Below are 14,730 nucleotides of genomic sequence, written 5' to 3' on the forward strand. Positions count from 1 at the left end.
TGGCTGTTCGTTCGTTGCGTTGTTCATTAAACTGCGTTGAATCGGATAGTTGTTTTGCATTGAAATATCAGCGAGTCATTATGTCATTCGAACTCACGTTTCACCCTATTATTCTGCCTTTTTTGGCGGCTTTTTTCATTTCCATGGCGTTAACGGTTTATGCGTTCCGCATCCGCAACAACGTCACCGTACGCATGTTTGCCTGGTATGCGGCCGCCATCACCGTTTGGGAACTGACGTCTGTTTTTGAAATAGCGAGTGTCGAGCATGACGCCAAGCTGTTCTGGACCAGCGTGAAATACCTTGGCGCCGCCTCGGCCCCTGTCCTGGGCGTGTTGCTGTCGCTGTCAGCTACGCGCAAGTCTCACTGGCTGCAAAAACGCTGGTTTGTGACGGCGCTGTGGTTCTGGGGAATTGCCACCATGCTCGTGGTTTGGACCAACGATTGGCACCACTGGTATTGGACCCGCACCTACTTAAGCGACGATGCTTTCGACATCAACACCGAAAAGGGCTGGTGGTTTGGCATCTATGCGGCGGGCATGTACGTGTCCATTACCGTCAGCACGGTGATGTACTTAAGTTATGTGCGCAAGGCGCCAGGGCTGTATAAAAAACAGGCGTACTGGTTTGCCATTGGCGGTTTTCTGCCACTCGGATTCCGGCTGTTATCGGATTTTTTCGGCGTCGTCATCATGAGAGGAGCGGATCAGGTCGTCTTTTTGATGCTGTTTACCGTCAGTTTCTACGGTGTAGCGCTGTTTCGCTATAACGCCTTCCGGTTGATTCCGGTGGCGTATGACCAGATCGTGCATCAATTGGAATCGCCGGTGCTGGTGTACGATCAACAGCATCATTTTCTCGACGCGAATCAATCTGCCTTGAACCTGTTCCGGGTGTCGCTGACCGACAGCATTGGCAAAGACATCAAAGAGCTGACGCAGGTGGAGGATTGGTCTGCCTATGAAGGCCGCGAGTGGTGGCACACCGAAGGGGAAATGCCGCGTTGTTTTCAGGTGACGCGCTCAGAACTACGTGATGGTATTCAACTGTTGGGTTATGCCTTGCTGCTGACAGACATCAGCCGTTTGAAAGAAACGGAGGCCCGTTTGGAGGCGTTAAACCGGGAAAAACAACAGATGACCGCTGATCTGGCCCACGATTTACGTACCCCAATTCAGATCGTCAGCGGATATCTGGAAGCGATGAACGATGGCATGATGGCACCAACGTCAGACCGCTATCAATCCATGCAGCGGCAGATGGGCAATCTGTCCAAGCTGGTGACCGACATTATGGTGTTGGCCAAAAGCGATGCCGGGGATCTGCAGTTGTCACCAGAGACCATAAACATGGCCGATCTGTTGCAATCCGTTGCTGCGGATTTTCAGTCGGCTGCGCAGGCCAAACAGATCGATTTAGACGTCACAACCGCGTCGGCGCTACCGGAAATCACCGTCGATGTCGGCCGTATTGAACAGGTTTTACAGAATTTGCTACGCAATGCGATTACCCATACGCCAGCCGGTGGTTCGATTCGCCTCGCCTGTGAGCGGAGGGACGGTGCGATGCTGGAGTGCACGGTCGCTGATTCGGGCGTCGGCCTGTTGCCAGAGCATTTAACCTTGGTCTTCGATCGGGCGTTTCGGGTCAGTGCAGACCGGTCCACCGAGCAGTGCAGCAATGGTCTGGGTTTGGCCATTTGTAAAAGCTTGGTGGAAGCGCACAAAGGGGAGATTGGCGTGCGCAGCGACGGTATCAACCGGGGCGCAACATTTTGGTTCCGTTTGCCGACGTCCGCCTAGCCCCAGTTGTTCCGTATTGAAATGGGCTTAGCTGATGAGATCGGTGCAACGGATCAGTATTGCACCGGTTCCGCGGCATCTTCATCTTCTTCTTCGGTTAACGGGTTGATCAGCCGTTCTTTGGGAAACACGCAACTGAAGGTTGAGCCTTTGTTTTTCGTGGAGCTGATGTCCAGCCGGGCATTGTGGTGTTGCAGTGCGTGCTTGACAATGGCTAATCCCAGCCCGGTACCACCGGTATCGGAAGAGCGACCCGGGTCGGCACGGTAAAAGCGTTCGGTTAATCGCGGAATGTGGTGTTGATCAATGCCTTGGCCTTCATCCGAGACACTGAGTACAGCGCCAGACAGGGTGGCTGCCCAAGTCAGAGTAATCTTGCTGCCCGCCGGGCTGTAATGCACAGCATTAAATACCAGGTTATTCACCGCTGAACGGATTTCACCCGGCTTCCCTTTCAGGTTCAGCGCCGTCTGGCATTGAATCTCAAATTCATGTTCGCGTTCCGCGGAAAGCGCCACGGCGTCGTCAGCGACCTGCTGTAAAAACTCAGACATCACAATTTCCGTGCCTTCAAAACTGCCGTTGGCAGAGTCGAGCCGCGTCAGCATCAATAGATCATTGACCAGATTGTTCATTCGTTTGGTCTGGTTGTTCATGCTGGTTAATGATTTGATCATGCCAGGGTTCAGGTCTTCGGAATATTCGAGAATGTTTTCCAGATGACCGGTTAAAACCGTCAGCGGTGTTTTCAACTCGTGTGACGCGTTGGCTACGAAGTCCTGCCGCATTTGCTCCAACTGCTTCAGTCGACTGACATCGCGCAATAATAACAATCGTTCACCTTTGCCAAACACCGTCATGGCAATTTGCATGTGCTTGCCCTGGTGGGCCGGGTTATCGAGCGTGATCGGTTCGTTGTGCTTGCTTTTGTTGTAAAACTGCACGAATTTCGGTTCTCGCACCAGGTTCGTCAGTAGCTGCCCGGTGTCTTCTTTGCGCAGCCGGAGCAAGTCTTTTGCTGCGCTGTTCCACCATTGAATGCTGCCATCGTTGTCCAGCAGAATAATGCCGTCGTTTAGTGCTTCGGTGGATGAGCGAATGCGTTTGACGATGTCGCGGTAATTGCGGATCTGTTTGCGATGATCGCGCTGAACCCGGTACAGATGATCAAACACAACCCCCCAAAGGCCGACTGCTTCCGGTGGCGTTTTTTTTGCACCGGCAATGAGCCAGGCAATCAGGCGATGCTGTTGATAGAGAATCCAGATGAGGTAGCCAATGGCCGCAACGGCGACAAATACCCAGGGGCGACCGAAAAACCAGCCAACCGCAAAGATAATCAGAAGATAAACAGTCAGCTGTTGATAATGGCTACGGCGTAGATCGCGAATCATGAATTGTCCGTTTCAACTTCCTTCGTGGAGAAACGATAACCGGTTCCCCTGACCGTTTGAATCAGCGACTTGAATTCATCGCCCAATGCTTTGCGCAGGCGACGAATATGGACATCGACCGTTCGTTCGTCAACATAAACGTTGCCACCCCAAACCTGATCCAATAACTGGCTGCGGGTATAGGCACGTTCTGCGTGGCTCATAAAAAACTGCAACAGCCGGAACTCTGTAGGCCCCATGGTCAGCTCATCGCCGTGTGCCGTCACGCGGTGTGAATTTGGGTCCAGTTTCAAGCCATTCACTTCAATCGGGGCGTCGATGCCTGCTGGAGTGGATCGTCGTAGTACCGCTTTCAGGCGCGCCACTAGTTCACGGGGTGAAAAGGGTTTGGTGATGTAGTCGTCAGCGCCGGCTTCGAGCCCGGAAATTTTGTGGTCTTCTTCACCTTTGGCGGTGAGCATGATAATGGGGATTTCGGCGGTCAGCGGGTCACGTTTTAAACGACGCGCTAGTTCAACACCACTGACGTTGGGCATCATCCAGTCGAGCAGGATGAGGTCAGGTTTCTGGTCGACCACCAGACTATGAGCGTCGGTGGCGTTGCCTGCTTCGATGGTGCGATAGCCAGCCATTTCCAATGCGGCGGCGATGACTTCGCGGATGGCCGATTCATCGTCGACAATCAATATGCTGCGGGTAGACATAGTGCAATACCGTGGTTACGTTTAGAGTCGTATGGCCATTTAACGAAGCTTTGATGACAAAAGTGTTACAGATGTCACGAGAATGTCAAAAAGTTAGGATTTAGCCGTTCGTTTTGACTCGGATTCTCGCTTGTTTCGGGTATCTGTCCGGAATCGTCATCCGATATATTCTAAAACCACCGCGCCAAACAGCGCCAAACCGACCCAGTGGTTGTTCAAAAATGCCTTAAAGCAGGCATCACGATCTCGCTCGCGTATCAACCATTGTTGATAACCGAACAGCCCGGCAACCACGGCCATCGCCAACCACCAAAACACGCCCAGCTCCGCTTTTACGCCAATCACCAGCCAGGTCAACCAAGCCAGGATTTGCAACAGGCCGACCATGAGACGGTCCGATTCGCCAAACAGGATGGCTGTGGAACGGACACCGATTTTCAGGTCATCGTCCCGGTCAACCATGGCATAGAGGGTGTCATACACCACCGTCCAGATCACCGTGGCGCTGAACAGCAACCAGGTCAAATCCTGCAATGGCACACTAAGAGCGGTGTAAGCCATCGGGATCGCCCACGCAAACGCCGCACCCAATACCACTTGAGGCAGATAGGTAAAGCGCTTCATAAAGGGGTAGCTGGAGGCCAGTGCCGCGGCGATGAAGGATAATTTGACCGTTAACGGATTGGTGAACAACACAAGAATAAAAGACAGCACGATAAGCGATGAAAACAGCGTGATGGCTTCCTTTTCCGACACAAGACCAACAGCCAGCGGCCGGTTCAGGGTACGTTTTACGTGACCGTCGATCTTACGGTCGGCGTAATCGTTGATGACACATCCGGCCGAGCGCATAAAAACCACACCCGCGACGAAAATAAAAAGGGTTTTCAGATCCGGAAAGCCTTCGGCGGCCAGCCACAATGCCATTACGGTTGGCCACAGCAACAGATAAATGCCAATCGGACGATCGAGGCGGGTCAGTTTAATATAATGTGGTAAGGCGTTTGTATTCATGTTCTATCAAATCGGGTAAAAAGAATTCGGTGACCAGCAAGGGTTGTCGGTGCAACAGGTAGCGAGCGCGTCGACCCCAGCCCACTTCCGTCTCGCAGGCTTGTAGATGGTCCTTTTCGACGCCCGGTGTGGAAAACAGCAACTCACCTAAGGGCTTGTTTTCCAAGTGAGTCAGCTGGCCCAGTCCATGCCGTAGACTGGTCTCCGGGACCAGTGTATGAGCGGCGACCCAGGGCGTGTTGCCATGCTTCAGCAAAACTTTGCGGGAAAAGTAGCCTCGTGCACCAGCCCGGTGTTCCAGGCCGTCGATGGGCAATGACACAATGATGTGTTCTTGAGCCAGAACCTCAACCGAGAACTGATCCGAACGTTCCCGCAAGGCCTTGGTCAGGCTTCCGGGCAAGTGTATCCAGGGGCGATAGGCATCGGGTATGGTCGACCGGATCTGCGCGATCGGGTGCCAGCGATGCAGACGGGTATCTGGGTCTTGGATCAGTCGGGTCACGGTAATATAGACGTCATAATGTGGCGCCAGTTTAACGCGCGAGCCTCAGTCGACTCCAGTCAAAAACCGGTTAAGGCCATTTTTTCTGAAAATATAGGTGGATTTGGAAGAAAGTCGACCAGTTTTTGACCGATGGGGCTTGGCAAACCCCTTAAGAGGTGGTTAATCTAGGGTTCATCATTACCGCTGCATCTGGATAGGTGAAAAGCCGGTATACGATTAATAAAAATAATGATTGTGAAGGAAGTTGCCATGCGAAAACCTGAATTAGCGGCTGCGATTGCTGAACGTGCCGATTTAACCAAAGACAAGGCTGGCGAAGTGCTCAACGTCTTGTTAGATCAGATTACCCAAACCGTTGCGAAGAAAGAGTCTGTTACCCTGGTGGGTTTCGGAACTTTTGAAGCACGCTCACGTGCCAAGCGTAAGGGCAAAAACCCTCAGACGGGTGCTGAAATCGAAATCCCAGCAAGCAATACTGTTGCTTTCAAAGCGGGCAAAGCGTTGAAAGATGCTGTGAACTGAACGTGACATTATTAGTTCTGTAAGGAAAAGAGGCGTTGGCCTCTTTTTTTTCGCTTGCCGAAAAGGGGGCTTTTCAATAGGGCAGTCTTAAGCGCATCTGCTTTGTATCTGCTTTGCATCTGTGGCATTAGCATCATTCGGTGACTTGGTTTTCCTGTGATGTTTTCGCCGTCAAGGACCGTCATTTTCAGCTCATTTATTAGAGCATCGCTGCTTGATCTGCCTGTGAGACATCAATGGTTTCGCGTGGTCGTTTGAAAGGCGGTAAAAAAACGTATGAATCACTTTCTTGATAGACATTTGTGCATTCGATTTCTGTCACGCCCAACTTTTTGACTAACCAGTCGAATACCATTGCCGACATTGGTGTAAATAACTGTTCTGTCGTATCTGCTTTGGCTGATTTAATTGGCACGTCGCAACGGATCCAAGGGCATGGATGCCCTTGGGAGCGCCGCGCGTGCAGGGAAGCACGCTCAAGCGACCGTTCGAAGTACGTGGCAATTGAGGAAGAGCACCAAAGCGGGCGACAAAAGGGGGTGCAAGGGGAACTCCCCTTGGAAAGAAAAATTCAAAGTAAAGCTATGTCATTGCATGAAGCAAATGCCAAAAAAATAAACCGGCTCAGCTTAAGTAAGTATCTTTCGGGCTGCCCCTTTGAAAAAAACTTCCGAAATCGTCTTTCGAGAAGAACCCAACCCCAATGACCAGAACGGATGGTTGTTTTTCGCCAACAAACGCTCAGCTGACTCATGTCGCAATGGCTAACGAGTATTAACCCGATGAATAGCAGCTATTGCTGTACATCTGTCCTTTTTTCGTCATAATTCAAACAACTGTTTGAATGGAAAGCCAGAATATGAAATTAAGAGTCCTGTTATGGTTAATGGCCGTGATGTACAAACGCTCGGTGCGCCGTAATGAATCGATGCGGGATTACCTGCAGAATGTAGAAAAAACCATTCAATTTGCTACCGATGAACGCAATGTAACCCGGTTTCTGAAATTCCGGGATCAGCAAGTGTCCAGTGCTGCGAAAGAAGTCGACGATGCGGATATGACCATTCGCTTTGCGAATGCCAAAAACGGTTTTCAGGTGTTGTGGGCCATGGCCAGTGGCAAAGACAAAAACGCGTTTATGCGTGCCGTACAGGACAAAAAGGTCGTGGTTGAAGGTGACGTCATGTTGCTGATGTGGTTCCAGAAATCGCTTAAATACATTCGCTGATTACCCACACCCGTTTAAAGACCGGTTGCCATTGTTTTGGGCTTTCCGGTCCCGTTCCGTAATTATTGACGCAAGAGTCTTGCGTTCACAGCCATTCCCCGCGAATATGCCCCCGTTTTGCCTTAGAGTCACGGCGGTGCCCGGTTAACCATGACTGGCGCCCGCTGAAATGAGTTCTAAGCTGTTAATGGGTTAAGTGAGGGAAAGGTATGGCCGTTGAGAATCGTTTCAAGTCATTGGTAGAAGTAGAGAAGGTTAAGGTAAGGGAACCCGGGGTTATCATACTGACCGGACCTTCAAGCTGTGGTAAGGGTGAAGTTGCCAATGCGTTGTGCCGGACGTTGTCGATTCGACCCGAAGCGCATTTATCGATGGGTGAAATCCTGCGCAGTACCTTTCGCGGCGCCAAAGAAGACCCTGACTTTGCCGAGCTGCTAGCCACCAAATATGAACTCAGCGCGCAAACAAACATTTTCGATTGCGTTGACACCACCGAATCGCTGAGTGCCAAAGTGCGCTCTTACCAGTCTTCATTGGAAAAATATTTTCAGAAAACCGGCATGGACCTGTTTACCTCACAGCTGGAATGGCTGGAGTTCTGTACCATGAACGGCTTGCTGGTGCCGAACCGTTGGACCGAGAATTTTGTTGCTGCTCATATCGAACAGGCCCGCTCCACGCGTGAAGAAACCTTTATTCTCGATGGTTACCCCCGTACCGAGCGCGCCGCCGAACACTTACTCGACTTTCTGGCGTCTATGGATATTCCGGTTCTGAAAGTGCTGCACCTGAGTATCAGCCGTCAGGAAATGATGTCTCGTGCGCAAGCCCGAGGCCGTGCCGATGATGATAAAGAAAGCCTGCACAAACGGTTTCAGTTTTATATTGAGAACGTGCAACCGAGCGTGGATTTCATGAAAACCAAGTTGGGCTCGGATCGGATCGCGTTAATTGATGCACACCAGCCTGTGTATGACGACACGCCACAAGGACCTCAATTTAATCTGGATGCGTCGATCAATGCCGTTGTCACCAGCGTACTACGCGCCATGGGCGTACCACGTGTGGTGCTGAACGACATTCTTAACGGTGATTCAAAGTAGGCTTATTTACCCGCGCGCAGAATATTTTTCTGTGCGCCATTTCCTTATGCTTAGCCAACGCGTTCGAGCATCATTTCCGAAAAATCCGCAAACGTTTCAAAACCGATCTTTTCATAGCATTGAATGGCCGACGTGTTTTCGCTGTGAACATTCAGACCAATCAGTTCAACCGTGGTAAGTAATCGTTCGCACAAGGCTGTAATGCTTCGACCGGCAAACCCCTGTCCCCGGAAATCCGGGTGAGTTGCGATGTTGCCCAGCGCCGCGACGTGATAGGTCGGCGAGTAAACATGAATCCCCGCCACACTGACCAACTGATGATGGTGCACATATCCGGTAAAGGTGTGCTGGCTGAGCATGTCCGGATCAAACCAGTTGTTTGGGTAGCTGAGTTGATAAAAGTTGCTCAGCCGTTCAGCGTCTGCTGGACCAAAGGTTGTGATGGCTTCGGCGGGGGCAGCGGGTTGCGGATGCTGGCGTAAGATCATGCGTCGTTGCCGTTCATGATAGGTTGTGCGCATGACCGTTTGAACCGCCGGCACACAACCGTCATTGACGTGCGCATAAACCCGTTCGCCCAGGGTTGGCAGCAGTTCAACTAACATGGATGACAGCAAATCCGTCCGGTCTCCCAGCGCTAATACAATGGGCAGATCTGGGGTTTGGTAAACCACAATCACCGCGACAATTCCGTCGTTTTCCCAGTGCGCGAAGTATCGACAGCGGGCCCAGAAAAAATCTTCCAGGTCGCCGATAGCATAGAGTTGCAGTTCAGGTGATTGACTTAAAAAACGGTAGAGTTCGGCTTTGTTTGTTGTTGGGTTGAGCAAGGCGGTTCTCAGTTTGGGCTGCCGTCACGGAAGTGCATCATAAAGGCAGTGAACACCAGCCGTCCACGTCAAAAGCTAAGGCAACTCTGAATAATTGCCGTCTACTTCAGCGGGTGCAGAAATTTGCTGTTTTAGACTCGCCCTCCGGGCCGTTCAGATCGATGACTGAGCATTGTTGTGTGTTTTGAGAAGGACCCTATCGCACATGCGCAGAGCGTTGATAACCCCACCAACGTTTAACAACATGAATGATAAATGCGCGATGGCAGTGCTCACAAAGGACGGTATGGACCCCTGCCGTTTTTCTCGGGTAGGGGCCGGTATAGGGTTTGCCGCAAAAGGCGCAGCGCATTACTCCTCTGCCTTTTGCCTTGGTTCCAGGTAGGTGATCTGTTTCAGGCCTTTGCGGTACTGATCCAGAAAGAGCTGCCGTTCACTCAACGGCATGGAGCTTTCTTCGAGCTGTCGTTGATAGGCGGCGACCAGCATGTGCTCCGGAAAATCAACGTAGTTAAGCACCTGTTCAATGGTGTCGCCTTTCTTGGCATTTTGCAGCACCAGCGAACCATCTTCGTCGAAGACAGCATCCAGGCTGTTGGTGTCGCCAAACAGATTGTGCAAATCGCCGAGAATTTCCTGATAGGCACCGACCATGAAGAAGCCCAGCCATGGACGCTCACCACGTTGCCATTCTGGCAGAGGAATAGTGGATTCCACACCTTCACCATCGACGTAATAATCGATCTTGCCGTCTGAGTCGCAGGTAATGTCCTGCAATACACCCCGAATGGCCGGTTCCCGGTCAAGTCCGGTCAGTGGCAGAATCGGGAAGATCTGATCGATCCCCCAAACGTCCGGCAACGACTGGAACATGGAGAAGTTAACGAACAGCTTGGTGGCCATTTTTTCATTGAGGTCATCCAGCATGTCACGATGGGCGCGTTTTGCCGGGTTTAACCGCTCACTGATGATCTGGTTAATGGCGCGCGACATATCTTCAGCGTGCGCGCGCTGCTGTAATGTCAGGAAGCCCTGGTTGTAGGCGTCGTGTACATCCTTCAGGAAGTAGGTCGCATCGTGGTAGAGCTCCGCGTAGGGGCGCTCGTGAATTTTGGTGCATTGATAACAATACCAGAGCTCTTTTAGGATGCTCGGCGAGTCTTCTGCTGGACACTCTGGCACGACGACATCGGGCGTTTCTTCTTCGGCCACGTCGGCGATCAGTACGGCGTGATGTGCTGTTACTGCACGCCCGGATTCACTGAAAATCATCGGGTGGGGCAGGCCTTCGTTTTCACAGGCTTCACGAAACGCATAAACAACGTTATTGGCGTATTCCTGAGTTGAATAGTTCATGGAGCAGGATTCGCGCGAGCGGGTGCCTTCGTAATCAACACCCAAACCGCCGCCCACGTCGACAATGTTGATAGGCACATCCAGATGGCGCAGTTCAACATAGAAGCGAGCACACTCGCGCAAACCCAACTGAATGTCGCGGATGTTGGCGATCTGTGACCCCAGATGAAAGTGCAACAGCTGAAAGCAATCTAACCGGTCGTGTTCGCGTAACCGTTCAGTGACCGCCAGAATTTCAGAAGCGGTTAAGCCAAATTTGGATTTTTCGCCGCCAGAGTTTTCCCACTTGCCTTTGCCAATGCTGGCCAGTCTGGCGCGCACACCGATACGTGGCAGCACTTTCAGTTCGTTGGAAATGTCGAGAATCCAATCGACTTCACTGGATTTTTCAACCACCAGATAAACGTGGTGACCGAGTTTTTCCGCCGATAATGCCAGGCGAATGTATTCTTCATCTTTATAGCCGTTACAGACAATTGTGGTGGCACCACGGGATGCTTCGGCCAAGACCGCCATCAACTCCGGCTTACTGCCTGCTTCCAGACCAATGCGGGCGGCACCCGCTAGTTGCTGACCTTTAATGATCTCTTCGACCACCCGGCGCTGCTGATTCACTTTGATGGGATACAGTGGCTGGTAGATATTGCGGTAATGCTCGTTTTCAATCGCGGCTTTAAAGGCACTGGTGATCTGCGCGACGCGGTCGTGCAGAATGTGCGGAAAACGCACCAATAATGGCAATTGCAGTCCACGGGTTCTGGCGGCCAGAACGATATCCTTAAGCGAGGTTTTTTGGTTGGCATTTACCACCGTATCGCCATTTTCATTGACGGTAAAATAACCTTCTGACCAGCGATTAATGTTGTACAGCTCAATCGCGTCGCTCACAGTCCAGACCATAGCAGAAACTCCGTTAACGGACTTTGGCTACGAACCCTCGTTCGCCGGTGTGTCTTCCATTGCCAGACAGTGGTAATGGGCACACTTCCAAAGTAACCTTTGCGTGAAAAAACGGTTTACCTTAGTACAGACCCTTACTCCGGGTTTGTAAAAGGGGCGCTATTTAAGCAGGTTGAAAACACTTTTTACAAGGAGAAATCATAATGAGCAAAATAATAATTGCGACCGACAATGCACCTGCCGCCATCGGCACCTATTCGCAGGCGGTAAAAGTCGGTTCCACAGTCTATCTGTCGGGTCAAATCCCGTTGGATCCGGCCACCATGACGCTGGTCGACACGGATATGGCGGCGCAGATTCACCAGGTGTTCAAAAATCTGAGCGCTGTGTGCGAAGCTGCTGGTGGCAGCTTGCAGGATATCGTCAAACTGAACATTTTTTTAACGGATTTAAGCCATTTCGCGTTGGTTAACGAAGTAATGGCTCAATATTTCGAACAGCCATATCCGGCCCGTGCCGCCATCGGCGTGGCTCAATTGCCCAAAGGCGCGGCAGTGGAGATGGACGGTATCGTAGAACTGGGCTGATCAGCCCTCGGTATTAAGGCTTTCGTGCCCGTGCTTTGCGTGCGGCGCGAGCGTCTTTCCAGCCCTCAAAACGAATTTGCAGGTTCTGCAGTTTGGCGATCAGTAAATGAGCCGCTTTACGATTGGTCAAAATTTTCGGAAGTGGTTTGGCCATGATAACTCTTTGGTTGTTGGTTTAACGCCGCCGGTATTTGCGGCATACTCTCACGTTCCTTGGGTTTCATCGGCACATCCTTTGTCGAACGTTATTAAATGAGTTATTCCTGAATGGGTCAAGCAAAACACCGTCCGCCACTCAAGCGGAACCAGAAAGACTCGCGGGTGACGGAGGTTCAACGTTATCGCGATTTCCTGTCCCCTCGTTATTGGCCCGCCTGGTTTGGTATCGGCGGAATCTATCTGATGGCTTGGTTGCCCATTCCAGTACGGTTGGGCTTGTCGCGGGTAATTGCCGGGTTGTTGTACCGTTTGGTGCCCAGCCGGCGCAAAGTGGCGCAAACCAATATCCGACTGTGCTTTCCCGAATTGAGCGCTGCCGAACAGCATCGACTGGTTAAACAGACCTTTTTCTCCAATACGTTGAACTTTTTTGAAACCGCTCACGCCTGGTGTCGGCCGGTGACATCGGTGCCATTTCACATCGAAGGGCTGCAGCATTACAAAGACGCAGTGGCCTCCGGCCGCGGCATTTTGGTGCTCAGCGGTCATTTCGGACCCATTGATATTCTCGGCGCGCTGTTGATCGGGATCTGTGAGTTTTCGGTTGTCTACCGCAAACACGATAATGCGCTGTTTAATTACTTCATGACCCGTGCCCGCGAGCGCTACAGCAAGAAAACCCTGGCGCGTAAAGACATGAAAGGCTTACTTCGAGAGCTGAAGCAGGGCGGGGCAATCTGGTATGCCCCCGATCAGGACTATGGTCGGAAAGCTTCGGTGTTTGTGCCGTTTTTCAATATCCCCACTGCCACCATCACCATGACCAGTAAACTGGCCAAGATGGGCGATGCGATCGTATTACCTGTCAGTGCCTATCGGACAGACGATCATCGGGGCTTTGTGTTGAATATCGAAGCACCGGTTGCTATACCGAGTGGAGACGACGTTGCCGATGCGCGATGGATTAATGAATGGCTGGAGTCACGCATTCGATGTCACCCCGAACAGTATCTCTGGCTGCATAAACGTTTTAAGACACGACCTGAAGGCGAAGCTTCAGTTTATCGTTAACCCGTTACCACAAGGATATTCATGAAAACATTTGATTACCCGCAACTACAACTGCAACAGGTGACGACACTGCCCGCAGACGCCGACTGTTGTATTGAATGGCGGGAAACATCCGAACATGCACTGATCAACCAGCATCTGAACGGCGAGCGACGTTTACGCCAATTACTGCCCAGTGGTGTGCTGTGGTCCTTTGGCAAAGCGCCAAAGACGGTTTCGGAATTTGAACGTTTAACTCTGGCGCGCGCCATGGTGTTAGGTGCCATGCGCAAAGACGATCGCCACCTGGTGCTGATCGCTGACGATGCCGACCACATGCAGGCGTTGCTCAGTGCCGCTTTGGCCGCTCAGTACGAGCTGCCAACCTTTAAAAAGAACCAACCGGCAAAACGTGAATTAACCATCAGTCTGCTTGGACCTATCGATGCCGAGACCATCTCGCTGCGCCAAGCGGAAGCTGAAGGTAATGCCTACACTCGTTATTTGACGGCGTTGCCCGCTAATGAGTTAAACCCCTGGTCGTATCGCGAACTCATTGAAGAACTAGCTGAAACAGAAGGCTGGGAATGTAAGGTGTACCGTTATAAAGAGCTTGAAAAAATGGGTGCCGGTGCCTTTTTGGCCGTAGCGCGAGGTTCCATGAACAAAGAAGCTTCCATCGTCCGGGTTCACTACAAAGGTAACCCAGACTCGGTGGACACCATTGCGCTGGTGGGCAAAGGCGTGACCATGGATACCGGTGGCTACAACCTGAAAACCGGCGGTTCCATGTTTGGCATGAACGGCGATATGAATGGCAGCGCTGTTGTGCTGGGCAACATGCTGGCCGCAACCCGGCGTGGCGAAAAAGTGAATATGACCGGTTGGTTGGCGTTAACCGATAACCACATTGGTTCTGGCGCTTATCATGCTAACGAATGGGTCAGGGCGCTCAACGGTACGACCATTGAAGTGGTCGACACGGACGCCGAAGGTCGCATGATTTTGGCCGACACTCTGACATTGGCCTCGCGCGAGCACCCCAAGGCGGTCATCGATTATGCGACCCTGACCGGTGCCTGCATTGCGGCACTGTCTACTCGTTATTCTGGCGTCTTTACCAACCATGAACCGTGGTTTTTACCGCTGATCGAAGCGGGCAAGCAAAGTGGTGAGCGCATCTGGCCGTTTCCGATCGATGCCGATTACGATGAGAACATCAAAAGTAACATTGCCGATATCCAACAGTGCAATCCGGGTAAGTCGTCGGACCACATCGATGCCGCTCGCTTTTTAAGCCGATTCATTGAACCGAATGTGCCCTGGGTGCATGTCGATCTGGCATCAGCGGTGCACAAGGGCGGCTTGGCGCATGTGTCGACCGACATTACCGGCTTTGGCATCCGGCTAACCCAAAACCTGTTTAAAATGCTGTTCTAACCAACACGGTAAGTCTTCTCTCAAGCGCTCGAACCGATGCCGGTTCGAGCGCGTCTCCTCCCGCTTGAAATTTTCCTCTCGACGCATTTTCTGCCTGCCTCAAAATGACTGCTAGACTGAAAGCATTGTG

The 14,730-nt window shown here is 51.7% G+C and carries 15 protein-coding genes; 7 read left to right on the top strand and 8 right to left on the bottom strand.

Going from position 1 to position 14,730, the window contains the following annotated elements:
- The first annotated feature begins 80 nt into the window (after positions 1–80).
- Positions 81–1,805 (top strand): histidine kinase N-terminal 7TM domain-containing protein, encoded by a 1,725-nt coding sequence (locus IYN85_RS17970; RefSeq protein ID WP_196160314.1) that lies wholly within the window; start codon positions 81–83, stop codon positions 1,803–1,805.
- A 53-nt stretch (positions 1,806–1,858) separates the two neighbouring features.
- Here the strand turns inward: IYN85_RS17970 and phoR are convergent, their stop codons facing one another.
- The 4 genes from phoR to IYN85_RS17990 form a co-directional block, all read right to left on the bottom strand.
- Positions 1,859–3,199, bottom strand: a complete 1,341-nt coding sequence (gene phoR / locus IYN85_RS17975; RefSeq protein ID WP_196160315.1) for a phosphate regulon sensor histidine kinase PhoR — start codon at positions 3,197–3,199, stop codon at positions 1,859–1,861.
- A complete protein-coding gene (gene phoB, locus IYN85_RS17980) occupies positions 3,196–3,903 on the bottom strand; it encodes a phosphate regulon transcriptional regulator PhoB (protein WP_196160316.1) in 708 nt (235 codons plus the stop codon). The genes phoR and phoB overlap by 4 nt, the downstream gene beginning before the upstream one ends.
- A 156-nt stretch (positions 3,904–4,059) precedes the next feature.
- Entirely contained in the window at positions 4,060–4,917 is an 858-nt protein-coding gene (gene ubiA / locus IYN85_RS17985; protein ID WP_196160317.1) for a 4-hydroxybenzoate octaprenyltransferase, read from the bottom strand.
- Positions 4,886–5,422 carry a chorismate lyase gene (locus IYN85_RS17990; RefSeq protein WP_196160318.1) on the bottom strand — a complete coding sequence of 179 codons (537 nt, stop codon included), beginning with the start codon at positions 5,420–5,422 and terminating at the stop codon, positions 4,886–4,888. The genes ubiA and IYN85_RS17990 overlap by 32 nt, the downstream gene beginning before the upstream one ends.
- Positions 5,423–5,674: 252 nt before the next feature.
- Here IYN85_RS17990 and IYN85_RS17995 point away from each other — a divergent pair, with 252 nt between their 5' ends.
- Complete coding sequence (locus tag IYN85_RS17995) at positions 5,675–5,947, top strand: HU family DNA-binding protein (RefSeq protein WP_196160319.1); 273 nt, start codon at positions 5,675–5,677, stop codon at positions 5,945–5,947.
- Positions 5,948–6,146: 199 nt separating this feature from the next.
- On the opposite strand, the gene IYN85_RS18000 is transcribed toward IYN85_RS17995, so the two are convergent.
- A complete protein-coding gene (locus tag IYN85_RS18000) occupies positions 6,147–6,362 on the bottom strand; it encodes a hypothetical protein (protein ID WP_196160320.1) in 216 nt (71 codons plus the stop codon).
- A 444-nt stretch (positions 6,363–6,806) separates the two neighbouring features.
- On the opposite strand from IYN85_RS18000, the gene IYN85_RS18005 reads away from it, so the two are divergent.
- Together IYN85_RS18005 and IYN85_RS18010 are read left to right on the top strand one after the other, a co-directional pair.
- Positions 6,807–7,175, top strand: a complete 369-nt coding sequence (locus IYN85_RS18005; protein ID WP_196160321.1) for an SCP2 sterol-binding domain-containing protein — start codon at positions 6,807–6,809, stop codon at positions 7,173–7,175.
- Between the two features lie 209 nt (positions 7,176–7,384).
- Positions 7,385–8,278: a nucleoside monophosphate kinase gene (locus IYN85_RS18010; protein WP_196160322.1), complete on the top strand. Its 894-nt coding sequence runs from the start codon at positions 7,385–7,387 to the stop codon at positions 8,276–8,278.
- A 50-nt stretch (positions 8,279–8,328) separates the two neighbouring features.
- Here IYN85_RS18010 and IYN85_RS18015 read toward each other — a convergent pair whose 3' ends face one another.
- Positions 8,329–9,108, bottom strand: coding sequence for a GNAT family N-acetyltransferase (locus IYN85_RS18015; RefSeq protein WP_196160323.1), 780 nt, complete (start codon positions 9,106–9,108; stop codon positions 8,329–8,331).
- A 351-nt stretch (positions 9,109–9,459) separates the two neighbouring features.
- Positions 9,460–11,364, bottom strand: coding sequence for a biosynthetic arginine decarboxylase (gene speA / locus IYN85_RS18020; RefSeq protein ID WP_196160324.1), 1,905 nt, complete (start codon positions 11,362–11,364; stop codon positions 9,460–9,462).
- A 203-nt stretch (positions 11,365–11,567) separates the two neighbouring features.
- Between speA and IYN85_RS18025 the strand changes: the two genes are divergently transcribed.
- Positions 11,568–11,951 (top strand): RidA family protein, encoded by a 384-nt coding sequence (locus IYN85_RS18025; protein WP_230390834.1) that lies wholly within the window; start codon positions 11,568–11,570, stop codon positions 11,949–11,951.
- A gap of 13 nt (positions 11,952–11,964) precedes the next feature.
- Here IYN85_RS18025 and IYN85_RS18030 read toward each other — a convergent pair whose 3' ends face one another.
- Positions 11,965–12,105 carry a hypothetical protein gene (locus IYN85_RS18030; RefSeq protein WP_196160325.1) on the bottom strand — a complete coding sequence of 47 codons (141 nt, stop codon included), beginning with the start codon at positions 12,103–12,105 and terminating at the stop codon, positions 11,965–11,967.
- 113 nt (positions 12,106–12,218) lie between these two features.
- Between IYN85_RS18030 and IYN85_RS18035 the strand changes: the two genes are divergently transcribed.
- The gene (locus tag IYN85_RS18035) at positions 12,219–13,181 is read left to right on the top strand and encodes a lipid A biosynthesis acyltransferase (protein ID WP_196160326.1); all 963 of its coding nucleotides are present in this window, start codon (positions 12,219–12,221) and stop codon (positions 13,179–13,181) included.
- Between the two features lie 21 nt (positions 13,182–13,202).
- Complete coding sequence (locus IYN85_RS18040; protein WP_196160327.1) at positions 13,203–14,600, top strand: leucyl aminopeptidase family protein; 1,398 nt, start codon at positions 13,203–13,205, stop codon at positions 14,598–14,600.
- Positions 14,601–14,730: the final 130 nt, after the last annotated feature.

The organism is Reinekea sp. G2M2-21 (assembly GCF_015687175.1).
Classification (GTDB): domain Bacteria; phylum Pseudomonadota; class Gammaproteobacteria; order Pseudomonadales; family Natronospirillaceae; genus Reinekea.